Source organism: Heyndrickxia acidicola (genome assembly GCF_001636425.1).
In the GTDB taxonomy this organism is placed as follows: Bacteria; Bacillota; Bacilli; order Bacillales; family Bacillaceae_C; genus Bacillus_AE; species Bacillus_AE acidicola.
The window spans coordinates 1,513,897-1,532,657 of record NZ_KV440953.1 but is presented as its reverse complement, the minus strand read 5'-3'; the positions used below and the strand labels follow the sequence as shown (position 1 = coordinate 1,532,657).

Below are 18,761 nucleotides of genomic sequence, written 5' to 3'. Positions count from 1 at the left end.
CTTTTAAAGTACCGGGTTCTATTTTTAAATACAAGTAAATAAAAGACATACGAAAAGGGGCATTAAATCGCAAACGATTTAGATGCCCCCTTTTTATTGAAATAAAGGTTTTTTATTAATATTGATGTATTTCTGGTATAGTAAATCGCACAAATAGGGGATAACTGGTCACTGCTCATGGGCAGTATAAGCATAATCTCTCTTGTAAACCTTCTAAAACTTCTTTTGGGACTTCCCTGACCAAAATGTCCCCACCTAGGAAAAGCATCCAATTTGTTATTTCGGTCAATTCTTCAGGATTATTAACATTGATAAAAGTCTTTAGTATGGCTGTGGTTTGGTAAGGATTCGTATAGGAAATTGAAATTTTTAATGGGTGGTATTTTTTGAACTGAGCGATCGCTTTTGGACCGAGTTCAAGGACAAGGTTGATTACTTTTTCCTGCTTACCTAGTTTTTCAAAAATCTTTTTTTTACTTAATCTTCTTTTCGCAGGGTATGGATTGACATTGGTGAGATGGTCAACAGGGAAAATTTTCTTCTTTTCTTCCTTTAAGTCAAATCCTTCAATGTGCCAAAGGCTTTTTTCACGATAAAGGTGTAAGAGATAAATAGGATAAGACTTTGTTATCTTTTCTTCATGAATGGTAATCCATAAATACCTGTCCAAAAGAAGGATTTGGATGAGTTTTTCTAACATGGGATGGGGGAGGTCCGTTAGATCCAATAGATCGGGATTATTGGGGTTGGTCCCTTCAAAGAGCAAGATTTGATTTAAAAGAACAAGGTCATCCTGTTGGTTTTCTGAAATGAGGCCCAGTAATTTTTCAGCTAAAGATTGACGACTCTTTAGATAGGGGAGCTGTTGATTTCTTGTGGCCATAAAGGCAATAAAAAGAGCTTTGACCTCATTATCGGTAAAGCGAACATCGGGGAGGACAGAGTTGTGCATCACAAAATAACCCCCATCCCTTCCAGATTCAGCGACAAGCGGCATCCCCATGGCCTCAATTTCTCTGATATCTCTAATAGCTGTCGAACGAGAGATATTAAATTCTCGCATGATTTCAGAAATTGTAAAATGGGCGCGGTTGTTGATATAACGCATGATGATATTAATCCGTACAACTTTTTTCATCGGTTCCTCCTAAACGGTATCATTTTTTGACATGATTTAAAGCTATTATAATATCATCAAATGAAAAGACAAATCGTTTGATTAATTTTAAAAAAGGATGGGTTTGAATATGGAAGAGTATACTCTAGAAGAAAAAGACAGCTTTACGGTTTTGGGCATTGGAACTGAACTTAAGAGCGATTACACAGACTTTGCTGGTATCAACAAGGAAAAAGCAGACTTTTGGCGGGCTGTCAAACAAGATGGAAGGCTTGACACTTTAAAAGCCATAGCCGCAAATGACTACATTTTTGCCGTGAACGAAGCGGTAAATAACAAGATGATGCATTATGCTGGCGTCATAACAGAGGCATTGGTACCAGAAGCCACAAGAGTGATCCAATTTCCGAAGGGAGAATACCTAGTGGTGAAAGGGGAAGAGAAGACGGCTGATGAGTTGAGTACTAAGCTTACTGGTATTGCCTTTGGTCAGGCCTTGCCCGAAGCAAAGAATATTGCCTATGTTGGAGGGCCAAATGCAACGGTTGAGATGGGTGTGCGAGACGGCTTAATATTTGGTGAAATGTGGATTCCTGTTGTTAGGAAATAAAGAGATAAAAGGGGGATTAGAATTGTCCTATATCGTTGATTTTAAAGATGTGTCTACGGTTGGTTTAGAGTCTTCACCTGCAGCAGAAGCGCTTGCTGGTTTACGTGCAAATGAAGCCCGTTACTTTATGAACAAATACAAGCATGAATTTACGGTTGTACCAGCTAGTGAAAGTCAGGAGACCCTTAATTATATGAACAAAGTTTTGAAAGATGAACGTGATATTGAATTTGCGGCCAAACCTTTAGAAACGTCGAGTTTTCAAGTGGACAATATCAAATTTACCTATGTCATTTATGAGGATGGTCTTGTGGTCAATGTCATGTATACGGTTGATGACTCTAAGAAACGGGCTGTTGGTTTTAAGCTTTCTGAGGGAATGGAGGTACCAAAGGAGTTAGAAGGGAGGTTTAAGTTTGCTAGGCAGAAGTCTAAACTAGCTGGAACAATTCGGGGCTCGTTTTTTGTAATTAAAGGAGAATATTAAAGTAAGCAAATAAAATGTGTAAGAGCTAAACATCCGGCTGTCATTGTTGGCAGCCTTTTTTATGTGGCGAAAGGGCAAATTACTTTAATAAGGAGTTATTCACTTTTTGGTGAAATACTATTTATTTGGACCATAGGAGGAAGGTGGTAATGAAACCTTTTGCCTTACCTAACAATTAAATGGCAACAAATGGGATAGCCGTCGTTGAACATGCGAAATGATTCAACACAGTTCAAGACATGTGCTAATTAAAATAACCGTGGAAGAGCTTGAACAAAATACTCTGGAAGAAAAGCTTTTAGTCATAATGCTTCACGATGTGGGCCATACTGGTCAAATTATTCAAAATAGTAAGATACAGGGTTCTTGGCCATCGCATCGTTGATTGGTGGAAAAAGAAAGCTTATGAAATAATACACTTATTATTCTGTTTATTACTAAAAAGGAATGTTTTATGTAAAAAGGAGTTACAGAGAATTAAAGGAGTAGTCCCTTCTTTCGGCGAAAGAATTACCATAATACCTTTCTGAAAAATTATTCAGTATGTTGTTATACGTACTATTAGGAAAAACAGGGGAGCGCAGGATAAAATCTTATTGTAATGAAATAAAATCAGGTTTCTGATATTTACTATATTTTTGGTTATATTGATTTAACAATCGGTCAAGCTCTTGGCTAAGTTGAATGGTTAAATCAGATTTTAATCCTTCTTCTGCCGCCAATTCAATTAACTCAGCTCGTTTATTTTCTATTTGATTTGAGAGCTTTTCCTTTTCCATCATGGCTGATCATCCATTCTTCTAATCTCATTAAACTGATCTTGTCTTAAAATAAGGGGTGTATCAAAAGAGTGTTAACTCGTAACCTAATGATGATTTGGAGCGATACGTGAGATTCCTAAAAAAATGCACATGCTTAGAAGCGGGCACCTGGAGAAAATACAGGCAGGAATAACAGAGTCTTAAGATAAATAAATATATTTGAGTACTTGTAAGTATACCCAATCTTTTACACTTTTCAAAGCAAAAACTTCTTGGAGTGAACATAAAACCTCTATGCAAAAGATACGTTAATTAAAAGGAAATTTTGAGGGGTTAAGTAATTTTTAATCAAGAAATGTATTTAATGTACATAAATTAATAGGATGAAAGAAACATCCTTGAAGGGAGGCCTAAGGAAGAACCCTCGTTTAGACCACTACAGGATCAAGTAGAAATAAATTGAATAAATCATTTCTATACTAATCATTTTGTCTACAATTTGGTAAAATAGAGATATAAAGACAAGGAGTGGTGGGGAATGACCGATGTAAACTTCTTTTTGGCATTGGGGGCAGGTTTTTTAAGTTTTATTTCTCCATGCTGCCTTCCGCTTTATCCGGCTTTTGTTTCGTATATAACGGGTATGTCTGTTCATTCTCTTAAAAACCAAAATGCCATGCTGCAAAAGCGCAGCCTGCTGCATACCTTGTTTTTTATTTTGGGATTCTCACTTATTTTTATGGCTCTTGGATTTAGTACATCGGTAGTTGGAAGATTATTCAGAGAATATCAGGATCTTATTCGCCAGCTGGGAGCCATCTTTATCGTAGTATTTGGACTTCTTGTTGTGGGATATTTTAAGCCGAAAATGTTAATGAGAGATTATCGATTTCATTTTAAAAACCGCCCTATGGGTTTTATAGGATCCATCCTGGTTGGAATGGCATTTGCGGCTGGATGGACACCTTGTACGGGTCCTATATTAGGAGCTGTCATCTATATGGGTTTTACGAATCCGCAATCTGCCATTCTTTATATGGCCGCATACATACTTGGATTCGCAGTACCATTTATTATTCTTTCGTTTTTTATAGGTAAATTGCAATGGATACGGAATCATAGTGCAGGCATGGTGAAAATTGGCGGATATGTGATGATTCTGATGGGGATATGCTTGTTTTTCAATTGGATGGCCTATATCACCAGTTATCTAAGCGTTTTGTTCGACTTCAAAGGATTTTAACATATTACGTAACGGGAGGAGATTGAGATGGCAACAGTACTTGTAGTAGATGATGCTAAATTTATGAGAGTGACGTTAACCAAAATGTTGGAAAACGGTAATCATACAGTTGTAGGGGAAGCGGAGAACGGCCGAAAAGCCATTGAATTATACAGGGAGTTAAAACCTGATATTGTAACAATGGACATTACAATGCCAGAGATGACAGGAATCGATGCATTAAAGGGAATTATGGCAGCATCACCTGAGGCTAGAATCATTATCTGCTCTGCAATCGGCCAGCAAAGAATGGTCGTAAGCGCGATCGAGGCTGGTGCAAAGGATTTTATAGTAAAGCCTTTTGACGAAAAACGTGTTCTTGAATCCATTAACAGAGTATTGAGCTTCTAATAAAAGCAGCCCCTGACTGGTTTGCGTTTTATTAAAATTCCTTTATAATAAAAGGAATAAATACGATTTACATATAACAATAGTGGTGATAAGGGATGATAAAATGACAGGAATTATTATTTCATCTTTGATAGCAATCTTAATGGGGACCTTTGTCATTTTTGTTAGGATGAAGGCTTCTAATCGGCCAGTTTCTCCAAAAAAACTTCTGCTTCCTCCTTTATTTATGAGTACGGGCTTTCTTATGTTCGTGTTCCCTTTCTTTCGGGTAACTCTTTCGGAATTGCTTGAAGCTATTGTGGTAGGAATGCTTTTCTCCATTTTGTTAATCAAAACATCGAGATTTGAAGTGCGGGATTCACAAATTTATTTAAAGCGGTCAAAGGCTTTTCCTTTTATTTTAATTGGATTACTGATACTGCGCATTATCTTTAAGCTTGTTTTAAGTACAAACACTTCCATACAAGTGGGGCCTTTAAGCGGAATGTTTTTCCTGCTGGCATTCGGGATGATTCTGCCCTGGCGTGTTGCGATGTACTGGCAGTATCGAAAGCTCTCGAATCAGCATAACATTCAAATCCAGTAAAACAGCGCCAAATTGGCGCTGTTTTTTTACTAAATCTTGTTAAAGTACAAGGTGATTAGAGAGATTATGGCTAAGGGGAAAAATTGCTTAGACAGACGAAAGTACAGGGAAAGCATAAATAAAGGATGTTTCGCATAGATTGTTGCTTTACGTACAAAGGCTTATTCCGTATGTTGCCTGCCTGCAGCATAAATAAAAAAACCGCTTGCAGCGGTATTAAAATAAATGTTCATACGGTCTAACATCAATCTCCATCTGATTTAATTTTTTTCTAAGAAATTTATGATCTCTCTTTGGAGTGGCTTGGATATAACCGCGGATAACATGATCAAAAGTAATTTGACTGGCCATGTCTGAAAGGGCAATTTCCCCAATTTTCCCCGCAATTTTATGGCGGGCCACATCTCTGAATAATTCGGGAACCGGGCTTACCAACTCCTCCAAAAATTCCTTTTGGGCAGGTGTCCAAAGCCTCAGGGATGCGTCAACGTAAAAATCCTCCCAATCCATAATGGACTTGCCGTCTTCTTTGGGCATTCGTTTTAAAAATTTTCTGAACATAAAAAATCCACCAATGGCGAAAAAGGAAAAGAGAATAATAACCCAGATAAGGATAAACCATAAAAACCAGCCGCTTAACATGTCTTCACCCCTAAAATCAGTGCATTTCCTTTACTCCTATTATAGCGAAAAACGAATAAAGCCCACAAGAAAAATTCATAACGTGCTTTATGTAGAGCACAACTAAAGTTCAATGTTGAGATTTATTCCGGAGAGACTCCGCAACCTCTCGGGAAGAGAGTACCTGCAGGATAAATCAGCCAGCAGGATGGTCAAAACGCAATCAATACCTTACGTAAAGCCGAAATAGATTTGAATTCAAAGTTGATTGAAGTGGAAGATGCGGGACTCCTGCGGGAAAAGCGAGTGCAAGTTTAAATCAACAAGCAGGACGTATACAAGAACTCTATCAAATTTATTCAAAAGGTTTTATTTGATATAATAATAGAACCAGAAAATAAATAGAGGTGGAGTTATGAAATTCATACATACAGCTGATTGGCACCTGGGAAAGCTTGTGCACGGAGTATATATGACAGAAGAACAAAGAGAAGTCTTACATCAATTCGTTGAACTAGTGGAACAGGAAAAACCGGATGCTGTCGTAATAGCAGGAGACTTATATGATCGGTCGGTACCTCCTACTGAAGCGGTGGAACTTTTGGATAAAACCTTATTTAAAATAAATGTTGAACTAAGAACACCTATCCTGGCCATTTCAGGAAACCATGACAGTGCTGAACGGCTTTCCTTTGGAGCCTCATGGTATAAACACAGCAAATTTTATATGCAGGGAAAACTGTCTTCGGATCTTTCTCCAATACACTTAGGAGGAGTGAATTTTTATTTGGTTCCATACGCTGAGCCGGGAATAGTGAGACAGGTATTGAATGACGATTCCATTCACTCACACGATGATGCGATGAGGGCAATAGTTGGACAAATCGAAAAGAATCTTAATTCCAAGGAGCCCAATGTTTTTATAGGGCATGCCTTTGTACTGGGCGGTCAAACCTCAGATTCTGAAAGAATTCTTTCAGTAGGCGGATCAGGCTGCGTTTCGAGCGATTGTTTTGCACCATTTTCCTACACAGCCTTAGGGCATTTGCATAGTCCAGATGCGATTAAGCATGCTACGATACGGTATTCAGGGTCTCTGCTAAAATATTCTTTTTCAGAAGCCAAACAGCGCAAGAGTGTTTCAATTGTCACAGTTCAAGATAATGGGAGCATAGAGATTGAAGAAAGAACCCTCGCTCCAAAGAGAGATATGAGAGAAATCGAAGGGTACCTAGAAGAATTGCTTGAGCCAACCTTTATGAACGGCAATGGCCAGGAGGACTACTTAAAGGTAACGCTCCTTGATGATGGGGCTATACTTGATCCTATAAACAAGCTTCGACAGGTGTATCCAAATGTCCTTCATTTAGAGCGTAAAGTGGACAGGCTGGATATGAAGCAAAAACAATCACTGCGTGGGTTGAATACGGAAAAAGTAACTGAATTGAGCTTGTTTGAGCAATTTTATCAGGAGATGACAACTACACCTTTCACTAAGGAAAAAAAAGATCTTATGGCTGCCATTATTGACAAAGTGAAAGGGGAACCAAGAAATATATGAGACCTTTAAAATTAATGATGCAGGCTTTTGGCCCGTATGCAAAAAAGGAAATCATTGATTTCAGTGAGCTTGAAAATCGTACAATGTTTGTCATTTCAGGGAAAACAGGAGCAGGTAAAACGACTATTTTTGATGGAATCAGTTTTGCCATTTATGGAAAGGCAAGCGGGGAGGACCGAAACGGGGCAGAGCTGAGAAGCCAATTTGCTCCGGAAGATTTTGTTACAGAGGTCTCTCTTGAGTTTGCTCTACGGAATAAAAAATATTACATTTGGCGAACGCCTCTGCAGGAAAAAAAGAAAGCACGCGGGGAAGGGTTCACCACCATTGGTGCCAAAGCAGAGCTCTATGTGTTAAAAGAGGATGGAACAAGGGAGATTATCGCTTCTAATATTCGGGAAGTAGAGGAAAAAATAAAAGAAATCATTCAGCTCGATGCCAACCAGTTCAGGCAGATCCTGATGATTCCTCAAGGAGAATTTCGGAAACTTCTGGTATCGGACAGCAAAGACAAAGAAGCAATTCTTCAAAGACTCTTTCATACGCAGCTATATAAAAGAATTGAGGACCATTTAAAAGAAGAAGCAACGGTACTAAAGAGGCAGGTTGAAGGGAAAGCGGCCGAGAGGACCCATATTCTAAAAGGGTTATCCATATTATTTGATGAGGAATTAAAGCTTGCTTTGGAAGAGGAAAATTTGAATGACAGCTGGATTCTTGCCAGACTTGAGAATGAGATTGATGAAATCAAAAACAAGCTGGAAGAGGAAAGAATATTATATGAACAAAAGAAGATAGAACGGGATAACGCTAAAAAAAGGCTGGATGAAGCTGATTCAATCGTTAAACAGATAGAGTTAAAGGAACAGCTAAGGAAACAAAAAGAAATTTTAATTGAGCAAAGAGATCAAATCGAAGGGAAAAAATCAGAAATTGACAATGCTCACAAGGCGGCAAGGCTTGAACAGCAAGATATGTTATGTCACCGGCTGCGAAAGGATTATGATGGAAATCTTGATGCTCTTAAAAAGGCGGAGGGAAAGGTTCTTTTAGCTAAAAAAGAGCTTGACAGTGCTTTAGCACTACTGCAAAAAGAAGAGGAGAGGGCATCTGATAGAGAGCAGATTGTAAAAGAACTGCATACATTAAATAATGTAAAAGAGGATGTTTATTCTTTTGCAGAAAAGGAATTGGAATTAAAAAGATTGGAGCAGCTCCAAATGCACCTTGCGGGGCAGGTGGAACTGGAGAAAACTACTCTTTTCAAGCTTGAGGAAACATTCGAATCTAATAATAGGGAGTTGGAAAAACTAGAGACGGTACATAAAGAGTTTTATGAGACCGAGAGGATGCTGCATCATCATCAAAAAACGCTGGAGATGCTGGAAAAGCTTAGAGACTGGAGTACTCGTAAAAGCAGGCTGGAACAAAGCATGAGTGAAAGAAATTCTGAATATCAAAATGCGTTAAGCAGGCTGGCGGATGCAAGAGAAACATTGACCAAGATGGAACAAAGCTGGCAGATGGGACAGGCCTCGCTTATTGCACAAATCTTGGATGAAGGAGAACCGTGTCCTGTTTGTGGTTCAATTCATCATCCTAATCCAGCTGTTTCATTAAACGATATACCGAATGAATCCGATTTAAAAGCAGCCAGACTGGATGCAGAGATGTTGGAAAAAGAAAAGGCAAACTCAGAATCGCGCTGGCTGGAATCTAAATCTGTTTATTCTGCTGCAGAAACTTCTTTGGAAGAACAAATAACTGAATTGCGCACTTATCTCCCTGCGTTTAGTGTAGAAAAGCTTGAAGAATCTCTTTCCGATGTTCAACAGAGTAATCTAAAGAATGAAAAGCAACTTGCCAGTCTAAAAGAAAAGATGGCTTATCAGGAGATGTTGTCTTCTGAGAATAAAAAGGCCGCAGATACGTTAAAGGGTGCGAGAGTTAAGCTTGAGCAGCTTCAAGAAAGAGAAAGAACCCATATTAGAGAGTTTATTGAAAAAAAATCATCTGTACAGCATCTAGTGAACTCTTTACCGATAGACTTAAGGTCAAGGAGCAGCTTTGACCAAAAACTAAACAATCTACAAACTAGAAAACAGGCCATGGAAGCATCCTATGAAGAAGCTAGGAAGCAGGTTCAAAACAGCAAAGAGCATCTTTCGGCAAGTGAAGCGTCCTTAAAACAATTAAAGGAGATGGCAAAAAAAGCCGAGCAAGTACTGAAAGAAGAAAGAGAAGCTTTTGTCGTCCTGCTTGAAGAGCAAGGTTTTGGAAATTATCAAGCATTTGCCGGTGCAAAGCGGACTTCTGAACAGGTAAAGCTTTTGGAGCAAGCCGTCCAGCAATTTGGCGAAGAATACCGCTCAGTATCCGACCGCCTTACAGATATAACAGATCGTCTTCAAGGCGTTGAAATGCCTGATCTACAGGCTCTTACAAATGCTTTTCACGAAATGGAGAAGGAACTCGTAAAAATTGCCGATAAACAGACAAGTTTTCTTTTGCAGCAGAGGCAAAATGCAGATATTCGGGATAAAGTAGTAATAATTAATGAAGAAATAAAAACGGCAGAAGAGAAATATAAGACAATTGGCCATTTATCGGACATGGCAAAAGGCCAAAATACGTACCGTATTACGTTTGAAAGATATGTACTGGCCTCTTTTTTGGATGATATTTTAACCGCGGCCAACGGCAGATTAATCAAAATGACCGGAGGACGATACCAGCTGTTACGAAAAACGGATCGATCCAAAGGAAATTCACAGAGTGGATTGGAACTCCTTGTATTTGACCAATATACAGGCCAGGAAAGACATGTTAAGACGCTGTCCGGAGGAGAAAGTTTTAAAGCAGCCCTTTCTTTGGCACTTGGTTTAGCCGATATTGTTCAGCAATATGCTGGCGGAGTTTCCCTTGAAACAATGTTTATTGATGAAGGCTTTGGAACCCTCGATCCGGAATCCTTGGATCATGCGATAGAGGCTTTAATGGAAATACAAAGCAGCGGAAGGCTTGTGGGAATTATTTCACATGTACCTGAGCTGAAAGAAAGAATTGATGCTCGTTTGGAAGTGACAGCAACCCAATCGGGCAGCTGTACAAGCTTTGAATTTCTTGGTTAGTCGAATATGGGAAGTTGTTTCATACACATCTCTTTGTTTATCATGGACAAGATTGTCCTTAAGGAGGCAGCCATGAAGAAAATTGGAATAGATGCAGGCGGAAGTTTTTTGAAAATCGTTTATCAAGAGAATGATGCTATTCACAAAAAGGTTTATCCAAATGAGCAAACAACTGAAGCCGTAAACTGGCTGAAATGGCTGGTTCCAGATTCTGAAATAGCTGTTACAGGCGGAAGAGCGGAAGAGCTGGAGTATCAATTTGGCAAAAATATCGTGAAGGTTCCTGAATTCTCTGCCATTGAAAAGGGAACAGAATTTATAGTGAGCTCAGAAATCAAAAAACCTATTGAAAAATATTTAATGGTAATGGCAGGAACCGGAACATCCCTTTTTCATATGGAGAATGGAGTATCGAAGAGATTGCTGGGAACAGGGCTTGGTGGAGGAACATTTGTAGGCCTTGGTTCCATTCTGACAAATGAGGACGACTATGGAAAACTGACGTGTATGGCTAAGAAAGGCGACAGAAGCCTTGTCGATCTGATGGTTTCTGATATCTATTCCGATTGTGATTCCCCTCTGCCAAAGGATTTAACTGCTTCCAACTTCGGGAAAGCCGGAAGTGAAAATAAAAACCGCGAGTCCCTTGCTGCTGCACTGGCGAACATGATTGCCGAAAATCTTAGCCTATTAATTCTGCAGGCTGTTGGAAGCTTAAAGGTTGAAGACGTTATTTTCCTTGGAGGAGCCTTTTACGAAAATCCAGTTTTAAAAGACTATACTGCCCGCTATCACCAACAGGCTGGAATTACACCCCATTTTCCTGCTTCAGGAAGATGGACAGGGGCCATTGGGGCAATGCTTTCCTAATGGCTGTTTTCTCATAGATTGTTGTTTTTTGTAAAAGTGTTAAAGTCGTAAGGGGTGCGTCATCGTGGCATCTTTTCGTTTTAAGTCATTTAGTTTGAAAGATTGAACCCTTTGTATGCTAGATTACTTTATACAAATAACAAGAAAGTTTATGAAAAGAGCCTTCCTAAAAAAAGAGTTATAAAATATTAGCCTTTTAGAAAGCAGGGAATGGATTGGAAAAGACCTATTATATTGCAACGCTTATTTTTGGCTGGATCATTTCTGTTGCCCTTGCTGTATTTTCTGCGGCAGGCTTTTGGCTTGGATATATGTGGATTGGAGTTACTTTCCTGGCTATCTTATGTGCATCTATTTCTATGAATATCGTGTTTATCCGAAAGTGGTTCAAAGGAAAAAACCATATAAAATTATAGTACACAACAAAGAAGTGCCAAGAGTTAATCTCGGCACTTCTTTATCGTAATTATATTATTTAACCAACGGTACTGACTGGATCCAGCGCCTATTGGCTAGCGGATTTCTACGTATTCTCACTAAGATAAGTCAACATCAGCTCGTGAAGTACCTCGCTGTGTTTCCTTTATCTCATTCGAAGGCTTTGAAATCCGTACGCCGATGATCAAGGCGCTTGCGCTTTTCTTAGCGAACCGCCCTGAATACTCTGTGCCCCAAATTCATTGCATATTGGTTGGTTAATTGGTAATGCTGGTGCATGATATCACTCAGCTTTGGATCAATGGATTTGGATAAATTAAAATCTGCTTCCTGATTCACCGTTTCAGAGGACTTCTTAATCTGGGAATATACCGTGTCCGAATATAGAATGTCAATGGAATGGAACCCAGCCTCCGTCAATTTCTCCAGCCATTCTTTCTCTGTCAGCACTTCATTAATATTGTAGGTTTTTTTAATCTTATCTTTTCCGATTTCATCCAATGCTGGCTCTGCAGTCATATCCAGGTCAATCAAAACACCGCCGGGTTTTAAAATGCGGTAGTATTCTTTTAAAGTGGTGGAGATGTTTGTAAAGACGGTGACCGACTCAGATAAAATGATATCGAAGGTGTTATCCTCAAAAGAAGTCTTTTCTATGCTGCCTTCATGTATATCGATTTGGATATTTTCATTGTTAAAGCGTTGTTTTGCCTTTTTTACCATGACAGGATGATGATCGATCGCAGAGATAAAGCATGGATACGTACGTGCCAGATAGGCAGCGGTCTGACCGGTGCCGCAGCCTGCGTCCAAAAATTTAGTCTGCTTAGTTATTTGTTCCTTGGACAAAATTTCTTTTGTTAAGGAAAGCCCTCCCGGATGAGCCCCTCCAATTCCATAATGTGCCAGTGCATCTTGATAAGTAAAATTCATGATATTCCATCCTTTCATTAAGCAAAGGTGGTTCATTTTATGTGAAATCGGTAAATAGGTTCCTCTCTGTGTATTCGAAGAAAAGCTCGTTAATTATTTTTTGAAATAGAATAAAGCACTGTATGAAATATGAATGATGCTAAAAGGAATAACCAAATTTTAGAAGGGGATAGTAATACCGATTCCAACGACCAAGACAGGTTGATGATAGGAGAGCGGTATTTTGAAAAACGTTAAAAGAATCCTTGTTAACTCATTTCTAGGGGTATTTTTGGCTGTAGCAATGCCTTTACAAACAGCAGGCGCTGTGCGGATGGATGGAACAGAAAGTGATGCACTCAAAACGAGCATTCAGCCAATTTTAGGTGATAAGCGGCTCCAGGGATCTATTGCCGGAATCAGTATTCGTGATGCAATTAGCGGCGGGCTCCTATACAGCTATAATGGGAGCGTAAGGCTTCGGCCGGCATCCAATCTAAAGCTTTTAACGGCTGCTTCAGCTCTTCATGTACTGGGAAGCGGATATACTTTCCAAACAAAGGTATTGACGGATGGGAAAATAAATGGATCTGTACTCAAGGGAAATGTATATCTCCAGGGAAATGGCGACCCTACATTATTAGCTAAGGATGTAAATCGATTAGCCAAAAAATTAAAGCTAAGACATATCAGTAAAATAGAGGGAAATATATACGGGGATGACAGCAGATATGATTCACTCCGATACTCTATCGATCTGCCCTGGAGTGATGAAGATGATTATTATGGTGCAGGAGTATCTGCACTGACCGTATCCACGGGTCAAGAATTTGACAATGGGACAGCTATCATCCAGGTGAAGCCTGGAAAAAAGGCTGGTGATCCAGCCGCCATACGTGTCATTCCTGACAGTAAGTATTTGACAATTAAGCAGGATGTTCAAACAGTTAAAGCAGATGGCAGAAGATTTGTTACAACTATTCGTGAACATGGAAATAATCAAGTGACTGTAAAAGGTACAATTCCCCTCCAATCATCCGTTTTACGTAAAAGTGTAGCCGTGTGGGAGCCATCACTTTATGCATTAACACTCTTTAAGCAATCCTTAAAAGCGTCTGGAATTAAATTTGAAAAACATTCTGAGAAAATGAAACGAACTCCTAAGAAAGCTGTAATTCTCGCTGTTCATCAGTCAAAGCCTCTCGGGAAAATGATTTTGCCCTTACTAAAATACAGCAATAATGGCCATGCAGAGATCTTTACAAAGGAATTGGGAAAAGTGGTTTACAATGAGGGAACCTGGAACAGCGGAACAATGGCGATAGGGGATATCATGAGCACATTTGGTGTACGGCAGGACCATTTATACCTGCGGGATGGTTCGGGAATATCCCAGTCAGATCTCGTTCCGCCCAATGATATAACGAAACTCCTTTTCGCAATTCAATCCTATGATTGGTTTCCGGTCTTTTTAAACGCTCTCCCGGTTTCAGGCTCAAAAAGCAAAGAGCTCGGAGGTACGTTAAGAAATAGGCTTATGCAAAAGGAAGCAGCAGGACGCATCAGAGCGAAGACAGGTTCATTAACGGGTGTCAGCTCATTATCCGGCTATGCAGTATCCATAAGTGGAAAAAGGTTTATTTTTAGTGTAATGATAAATAATTTCATTGTCCCGGACATAAAAAGTATTGAAGACAAAATCGCTTTAAGCCTCTTAAATCTTTAAGGCTTCGAAGGGAATGATCTGGACTTGGGGAAAGGGCGCCCGGTAAAAAAGGGAGATACGATTGGCCTTACATCTCCAGCCAGTCCGGCCAAGCCGGAAATGGCTGTGAGGGCTATAACTGCTGTTAAAGATCTTGGTTTTAAAGTGAAAGTAGGAAAAAGCTGTTTTTCCAACTCAGGAGGATATCTGGCAGGAGATCCTCGATATAGGGCACAAGAAATAAATGCGATGTTTAGAGATCCTGAAATTACGGCTATCGTTTGCATGAGAGGGGGTTATGGATCTTTGCAGATCCTTCCCTATTTAAATTATCAGCTCATTAGGGAAAACCCAAAGATTTTCATAGGATACAGTGACATTACCTCTGTCCATACTGCTCTGCAGCAAGAGTGCGGTCTTATTACAATTCATGGTCCGATGGCTTCAACAGAGCTGGTAAAGGACGATCCCTTTACATGTAAAGCATTATTGGAAGTGGTCAATGGCCATCGATTCCCCCGCAGGCTTGAAAACCCTGAAGGAGAAGAAATTGGGGTGCTGGTCCCGGGAACTGCTTCGGGAAAGCTTGTTGGAGGAAATCTTGCTGTTTTATGCTCCATGATGGGTACGCCATTTGAGATCAATACGACAGGTAAACTTCTTTTTTTGGAGGATATTCACGAAGAACCATATAAAATTGATAGGATGCTTACACAGTTGATGTTGGCGGGAAAGCTTCATAATACTTCGGGATTTGTAATTGGTACCTGGACAGATTGTGAACCTGTTTCCTATCCGGACGGCTATACGGTTATGAACGTTGTAGAAAGGATGATCATTCCTTTAGGGAAGCCTGCAATCTTTAACTTTAGGGCGGGTCATTGTTCACCGATGCAGTCTTTGCCGCTAGGTGCCGAAGCTACCCTTGATGCACTTAACGGCTGGTTGAGAATAGACGAAAACCCTGTTAAAGAACAATGTTGATCTTAAACCTATATTAATTGGAGTTGATAAACGAGGAGTTTATTTAGAAAACAAGCGTTAGGTGAAAAGCTTGCAGGAGGATCCGACGAGAATCCTTAGAGTAACGTCCTCTTAAAAAGTGAAAGCATTCAATAAAACGCCATCTGGAGCCATTTTATTGGTGTTTAACAATGCTTTCAGGCATACTAGCTGTAGATAAAGTTTTTAAAAGGAGGGCTTGAATGAAATTTTCACAGCAGATAGTCGTTGTAACGGGTGCAGGAAGCGGGATTGGCAAAGAGGTAGCCCTAACCTATGCGAGGGAAGGGGCTCGGGTCGTCGCAGCAGATTTTCATTTTGAAAATGGATCAAAAACGGTTAAGGAAATAAAAGAAGCCGGGGGAGAAGCCCTTTTCATTGAAACGGATGTCCGCAAGCCTGATGATATAAGCGAGCTATTTATTAAAACCGTAACAGCCTACGGTACTGTCGATATTTTAATAAACAATGCAGGCATCTCCAAATGGAAGCCGCCGCTTGAGCTTTCGGCTGCGGAATGGGATGACGTAATAAATACAAATCTGCGCAGTGTTTTTCTTTGTACAAAGGAAGCGGCAAGGTATATGAAAGCAAATCCAAAAGGCGGAGCTGTAGTTAATATGGCGTCGACGAGAGCCTATATGTCAGAGCCGAACTCGGAAGCCTATGCAGCGTCTAAAGGCGGGATCATAGCCCTAACTCACGCAATGGCCGTTTCACTGGGCAAGGAAGGAGTTAGGGTTAATTCCATAAGTCCTGGATGGATTGAAACAAAGAATTATGACAAGCTTAGAGAAAAGGATCACCTGCAGCATCCAGTAAAGAGGGTAGGAAAACCTAGTGATATTGCCAAAGGATGTTTGTATTTAACTGATCCAGAAAATGATTTTCTGACCGGTCAAAATATCATGATAGACGGCGGTATGACAATCAAAATGATTTACGAAGAATAAAAAATAAAACCGCCGCTTAGCTCAAGCGGCCGTTTTATTTTTTATTTTGAACATGGTAATCACTTTTTTAATCAAAAGCCTTCATATTTTTTCTCACTGGAAGAAGTATCTTTTGAATGTTCCTTGTCCTTTTCATCCAGAGCCTGTTCTCTTAAGTCTTCAACAGGGATGGCATCCGTATGAAGATCATCCTTAAACTTTTCCTGCAGATTGTTGTTCGAAGTTTTGTATTGTTCTGGACGATCGTATTCTTCTTTTTCAAAAGAGTCCTTTTTGTGCTCAGCCAAAACGTTCACCTCCATGATAACTAATAGGCTTTGTTAAAGATGTCTCATGTTCTACCCTTTTTTTGAATTGTTGGGTATTTGTATAACACTTTAACAAATCCTATTTTTAAAACTTTACCCTTTAAACCAAAAAATACACGCGTTTACAATAGTGTGAAACGAAAGACTGATGGAAGCAGATACTAAAAAAGATAGGAGTTAAAAGGAGGACTTTATGAAACAGGATAAAAGAAAAGTAAGAAAAAGCCCAAGCTTTACGTTGCCTTTTATTTTACAGATGGCTTTAAATACGGCACTTATATTGTTAGCCATTTCATTGTGTATATTACTAGGAAAGGAAGTTTATTACTTTATTGATTTATCTATGCATAAAGGTATAGAGATGGATGATAAAATTCTGGAAAGAACATTGGTGTTTTTTCTGTATTTTGAGTTTTTATCCATGATTATCAAATACTTCAAGGAGGATTATCATTTTCCTCTTCGCTATTTTCTTTACATTGGAATTACGGCAATGATAAGGCTGATCATTGTCCGCCATGGAAACCCTCTCAGTACCCTTTTGTACACAGGAGCCATATTAGTTTTAGTTATAAGCTATAGTATTTTAAATTATGTGGCTAGGAGAAAAGCAAAGCTTTAGTTTAAGCAGCAAAAAAATTAACACTAAATAGAAAACAACCCGGCCAATTTTCAGCCGGGTTGTTTTCTGGGTGTTACATAATATTTTTGAAAAGCCTCCACATTCCCCATGTTAACACGATGAGAAAAATACAAATAACTACAGTTGCCATAGGTGAATGCTCAAAAGGGAGCGGCGTGTTCATTCCGAAAAAACCAGTGACAAACGTTAAAGGAAGCATAATGGTTGAGATGACTGTGAGAACGTTCAGCTTTTCTGTTGATTTAGCACTGATGATCGAGTAATAGGTATCAAGCGCACTGTTTACTAAGTCTCTATATGTTTCAGTGGAATCTACAATTCTCTCGAGATGGTCAATCAAGTCGGTATAAAAAGGAACGTTCTCTTCTCTAATATCGAATTTCCATTTTCCGTTTGTGGTTAAAAAGATTCTTCTTTGAGGCATAATGACCCTTCGAATTAAGATAATGGTCCGTTTTAATGCCAAGAATTCTTCCGTTACTTCTTTTACTTCCTGATCATACATCTCATCTTCCAACTCATCGATACGGGAACTGATCCGGTCAAGGATTGGGAAATATTCATCCGTAATGCCGTCAATTAACGTGTAAAGAAGAAAATCAGCGCCTTTATCCATATATTTAGGGTGCCTCGAACAGATAGCGTCCATCTGGCCGAGCCATTTTAATTTATGCTTATGAATCGTCACGACATAGTTAGGGCCCACAAATGCGTTTAATTCAAGAGTCGTAATCTCATTATCACTTTCTTCATTGTAACGAAGAGCATGGAAGACGAAGAATTTATAATCCTCATAATCATCCATCTTGGCACGCGGGCTGTCATGCAAGCAATCCTCAATAGCCAGGGGGTGGAACCCAAAGATCTTAGCAACCTGGAAGAGGTCTTCGTTTTGAACATCGAATAAATCAATCCATAATAAATCATCGGGATTTGCTAAATAGTCATTTACATGCTCCAGACCGAAATTCGATATCATTTTTTGCTCGTGATTGTTAAATAGATATGTTTTAATCATCTGATTCACCTCGTTGTTTTTTCCGAGGCACAATTTGATGTTAACAACCCTCAATAAGAAGGTGGAACATGAACAATTTTGCCTCTTTAATCAGCGGATATTGCTTATAAAAAGGGTTGGGTTTCTCGTCGTCCATGCAGCACACCTCCTTTGACATCAATTGATAAATGTGTTGTTTATACTGCATAAGACTCATTCATTTTATCGCGAATAAACTAGAATAACAATGATTTTTGCAGAATACAGAAAAGCCATTTTTTTTAAAAAAAGTTTGTTACCGTCTATTTCAATACCTTAAAATAATAAAACTAACTATCTAAATTATTATTAATACCCAATATAAAATTATTTAAACTTTCTTAAAATGAATTTTTTGTGTCAATACTTTAAATCATAAAAGCATTA

19 protein-coding genes and 1 pseudogene are annotated in these 18,761 nt (G+C 39.2%); 14 read left to right on the top strand and 6 right to left on the bottom strand.

Features of this window, described 5'->3' with window-relative positions; all coding sequences use genetic code 11:
- Window positions 1–175: 175 nt before the first annotated feature.
- A complete protein-coding gene (locus A5N88_RS07110; protein ID WP_066264409.1) occupies window positions 176–1,138 on the bottom strand; it encodes a helix-turn-helix transcriptional regulator in 963 nt (320 codons plus the stop codon).
- Between the two features lie 109 nt (window positions 1,139–1,247).
- Between A5N88_RS07110 and A5N88_RS07105 the strand changes: the two genes are divergently transcribed.
- The 3 genes and pseudogenes from A5N88_RS07105 to A5N88_RS26530 form a co-directional block, all read left to right on the top strand.
- Entirely contained in the window at window positions 1,248–1,727 is a 480-nt protein-coding gene (locus A5N88_RS07105; protein WP_066264408.1) for a GyrI-like domain-containing protein, read from the top strand.
- Between the two features lie 22 nt (window positions 1,728–1,749).
- On the top strand, window positions 1,750–2,214 hold the full coding sequence (locus A5N88_RS07100) for a DUF8821 family protein (protein ID WP_066264405.1): 465 nt from the start codon (window positions 1,750–1,752) through the stop codon (window positions 2,212–2,214).
- Window positions 2,215–2,428: 214 nt separating this feature from the next.
- Window positions 2,429–2,599: pseudogene (locus A5N88_RS26530) on the top strand (DinB family protein); the annotation flags it as partial.
- A 208-nt stretch (window positions 2,600–2,807) separates the two neighbouring features.
- Here A5N88_RS26530 and A5N88_RS07095 read toward each other — a convergent pair.
- The gene (locus A5N88_RS07095) at window positions 2,808–2,996 is read right to left on the bottom strand and encodes a Spo0E family sporulation regulatory protein-aspartic acid phosphatase (protein WP_412733814.1); all 189 of its coding nucleotides are present in this window, start codon (window positions 2,994–2,996) and stop codon (window positions 2,808–2,810) included.
- Window positions 2,997–3,513: 517 nt separating this feature from the next.
- Between A5N88_RS07095 and A5N88_RS07090 the strand changes: the two genes are divergently transcribed.
- From A5N88_RS07090 to A5N88_RS07080, 3 genes are all read left to right on the top strand, one after another.
- Window positions 3,514–4,218, top strand: a complete 705-nt coding sequence (locus A5N88_RS07090; protein ID WP_066264403.1) for a cytochrome c biogenesis CcdA family protein — start codon at window positions 3,514–3,516, stop codon at window positions 4,216–4,218.
- Between the two features lie 27 nt (window positions 4,219–4,245).
- Window positions 4,246–4,608, top strand: a complete 363-nt coding sequence (locus tag A5N88_RS07085) for a response regulator (RefSeq protein ID WP_066264402.1) — start codon at window positions 4,246–4,248, stop codon at window positions 4,606–4,608.
- 103 nt (window positions 4,609–4,711) lie between these two features.
- Entirely contained in the window at window positions 4,712–5,194 is a 483-nt protein-coding gene (locus A5N88_RS07080) for a CcdC family protein (protein ID WP_066264401.1), read from the top strand.
- Window positions 5,195–5,410: 216 nt separating this feature from the next.
- On the opposite strand, the gene A5N88_RS07075 is transcribed toward A5N88_RS07080, so the two are convergent.
- Complete coding sequence (locus A5N88_RS07075; RefSeq protein WP_066264400.1) at window positions 5,411–5,836, bottom strand: DUF2621 domain-containing protein; 426 nt, start codon at window positions 5,834–5,836, stop codon at window positions 5,411–5,413.
- Between the two features lie 394 nt (window positions 5,837–6,230).
- On the opposite strand from A5N88_RS07075, the gene A5N88_RS07070 reads away from it, so the two are divergent.
- The 4 genes from A5N88_RS07070 to A5N88_RS07055 all read left to right on the top strand — a co-directional run bounded on the left by A5N88_RS07070 (window position 6,231) and on the right by A5N88_RS07055 (window position 11,793).
- Entirely contained in the window at window positions 6,231–7,376 is a 1,146-nt protein-coding gene (locus tag A5N88_RS07070; RefSeq protein WP_066264398.1) for an exonuclease SbcCD subunit D, read from the top strand.
- On the top strand, window positions 7,373–10,507 hold the full coding sequence (locus A5N88_RS07065) for an AAA family ATPase (protein ID WP_066264397.1): 3,135 nt from the start codon (window positions 7,373–7,375) through the stop codon (window positions 10,505–10,507). The genes A5N88_RS07070 and A5N88_RS07065 overlap by 4 nt, the downstream gene beginning before the upstream one ends.
- A 72-nt stretch (window positions 10,508–10,579) precedes the next feature.
- Complete coding sequence (locus A5N88_RS07060) at window positions 10,580–11,377, top strand: acetate and sugar kinases/Hsc70/actin family protein (RefSeq protein WP_066264396.1); 798 nt, start codon at window positions 10,580–10,582, stop codon at window positions 11,375–11,377.
- Between the two features lie 215 nt (window positions 11,378–11,592).
- Entirely contained in the window at window positions 11,593–11,793 is a 201-nt protein-coding gene (locus A5N88_RS07055; protein ID WP_066264395.1) for a hypothetical protein, read from the top strand.
- Window positions 11,794–12,019: 226 nt separating this feature from the next.
- Here A5N88_RS07055 and A5N88_RS07050 read toward each other — a convergent pair whose 3' ends face one another.
- The gene (locus tag A5N88_RS07050) at window positions 12,020–12,748 is read right to left on the bottom strand and encodes a class I SAM-dependent methyltransferase (protein ID WP_066264394.1); all 729 of its coding nucleotides are present in this window, start codon (window positions 12,746–12,748) and stop codon (window positions 12,020–12,022) included.
- 223 nt (window positions 12,749–12,971) lie between these two features.
- Here A5N88_RS07050 and dacB point away from each other — a divergent pair, with 223 nt between their 5' ends.
- From dacB to A5N88_RS07035, 3 genes are all read left to right on the top strand, one after another.
- Entirely contained in the window at window positions 12,972–14,453 is a 1,482-nt protein-coding gene (gene dacB, locus A5N88_RS07045) for a D-alanyl-D-alanine carboxypeptidase/D-alanyl-D-alanine endopeptidase (protein WP_083953077.1), read from the top strand.
- 24 nt (window positions 14,454–14,477) lie between these two features.
- Complete coding sequence (locus A5N88_RS07040; protein ID WP_066264392.1) at window positions 14,478–15,416, top strand: S66 peptidase family protein; 939 nt, start codon at window positions 14,478–14,480, stop codon at window positions 15,414–15,416.
- 221 nt (window positions 15,417–15,637) lie between these two features.
- A complete protein-coding gene (locus A5N88_RS07035) occupies window positions 15,638–16,387 on the top strand; it encodes an SDR family NAD(P)-dependent oxidoreductase (RefSeq protein ID WP_066264390.1) in 750 nt (249 codons plus the stop codon).
- 71 nt (window positions 16,388–16,458) lie between these two features.
- On the opposite strand, the gene A5N88_RS07030 is transcribed toward A5N88_RS07035, so the two are convergent.
- Window positions 16,459–16,674, bottom strand: coding sequence for a YczO family protein (locus A5N88_RS07030; protein WP_083953076.1), 216 nt, complete (start codon window positions 16,672–16,674; stop codon window positions 16,459–16,461).
- A 214-nt stretch (window positions 16,675–16,888) separates the two neighbouring features.
- On the opposite strand from A5N88_RS07030, the gene psiE reads away from it, so the two are divergent.
- Entirely contained in the window at window positions 16,889–17,317 is a 429-nt protein-coding gene (psiE, locus tag A5N88_RS07025; RefSeq protein ID WP_066264387.1) for a phosphate-starvation-inducible protein PsiE, read from the top strand.
- A 73-nt stretch (window positions 17,318–17,390) separates the two neighbouring features.
- Here the strand turns inward: psiE and corA are convergent, their stop codons facing one another.
- Entirely contained in the window at window positions 17,391–18,356 is a 966-nt protein-coding gene (corA, locus tag A5N88_RS07020; RefSeq protein ID WP_066264386.1) for a magnesium/cobalt transporter CorA, read from the bottom strand.
- Between the last annotated feature and the right edge of the window lie 405 nt (window positions 18,357–18,761).

What these genes read in the sequence shown, in the direction of transcription:
- A5N88_RS07110 (WP_066264409.1), bottom strand. Translation starts at nt 1,138, where the DNA reads ATGAAAAAAGTTGTACGGATTAATATCATCATGCGTTATATCAACAAC.
- A5N88_RS07090 (WP_066264403.1), top strand. Translation starts at nt 3,514, where the DNA reads ATGACCGATGTAAACTTCTTTTTGGCATTGGGGGCAGGTTTTTTAAGT.
- A5N88_RS07080 (WP_066264401.1), top strand. Translation starts at nt 4,712, where the DNA reads ATGACAGGAATTATTATTTCATCTTTGATAGCAATCTTAATGGGGACC.
- A5N88_RS07070 (WP_066264398.1), top strand. Translation starts at nt 6,231, where the DNA reads ATGAAATTCATACATACAGCTGATTGGCACCTGGGAAAGCTTGTGCAC.
- A5N88_RS07065 (WP_066264397.1), top strand. Translation starts at nt 7,373, where the DNA reads ATGAGACCTTTAAAATTAATGATGCAGGCTTTTGGCCCGTATGCAAAA.
- A5N88_RS07075 (WP_066264400.1), bottom strand. Translation starts at nt 5,836, where the DNA reads ATGTTAAGCGGCTGGTTTTTATGGTTTATCCTTATCTGGGTTATTATT.
- psiE (WP_066264387.1), top strand. Translation starts at nt 16,889, where the DNA reads ATGAAACAGGATAAAAGAAAAGTAAGAAAAAGCCCAAGCTTTACGTTG.
- A5N88_RS07085 (WP_066264402.1), top strand. Translation starts at nt 4,246, where the DNA reads ATGGCAACAGTACTTGTAGTAGATGATGCTAAATTTATGAGAGTGACG.
- A5N88_RS07050 (WP_066264394.1), bottom strand. Translation starts at nt 12,748, where the DNA reads ATGAATTTTACTTATCAAGATGCACTGGCACATTATGGAATTGGAGGG.
- corA (WP_066264386.1), bottom strand. Translation starts at nt 18,356, where the DNA reads ATGATTAAAACATATCTATTTAACAATCACGAGCAAAAAATGATATCG.
- A5N88_RS07105 (WP_066264408.1), top strand. Translation starts at nt 1,248, where the DNA reads ATGGAAGAGTATACTCTAGAAGAAAAAGACAGCTTTACGGTTTTGGGC.
- A5N88_RS07060 (WP_066264396.1), top strand. Translation starts at nt 10,580, where the DNA reads ATGAAGAAAATTGGAATAGATGCAGGCGGAAGTTTTTTGAAAATCGTT.
- A5N88_RS07095 (WP_412733814.1), bottom strand. Translation starts at nt 2,996, where the DNA reads ATGATGGAAAAGGAAAAGCTCTCAAATCAAATAGAAAATAAACGAGCT.
- A5N88_RS07035 (WP_066264390.1), top strand. Translation starts at nt 15,638, where the DNA reads ATGAAATTTTCACAGCAGATAGTCGTTGTAACGGGTGCAGGAAGCGGG.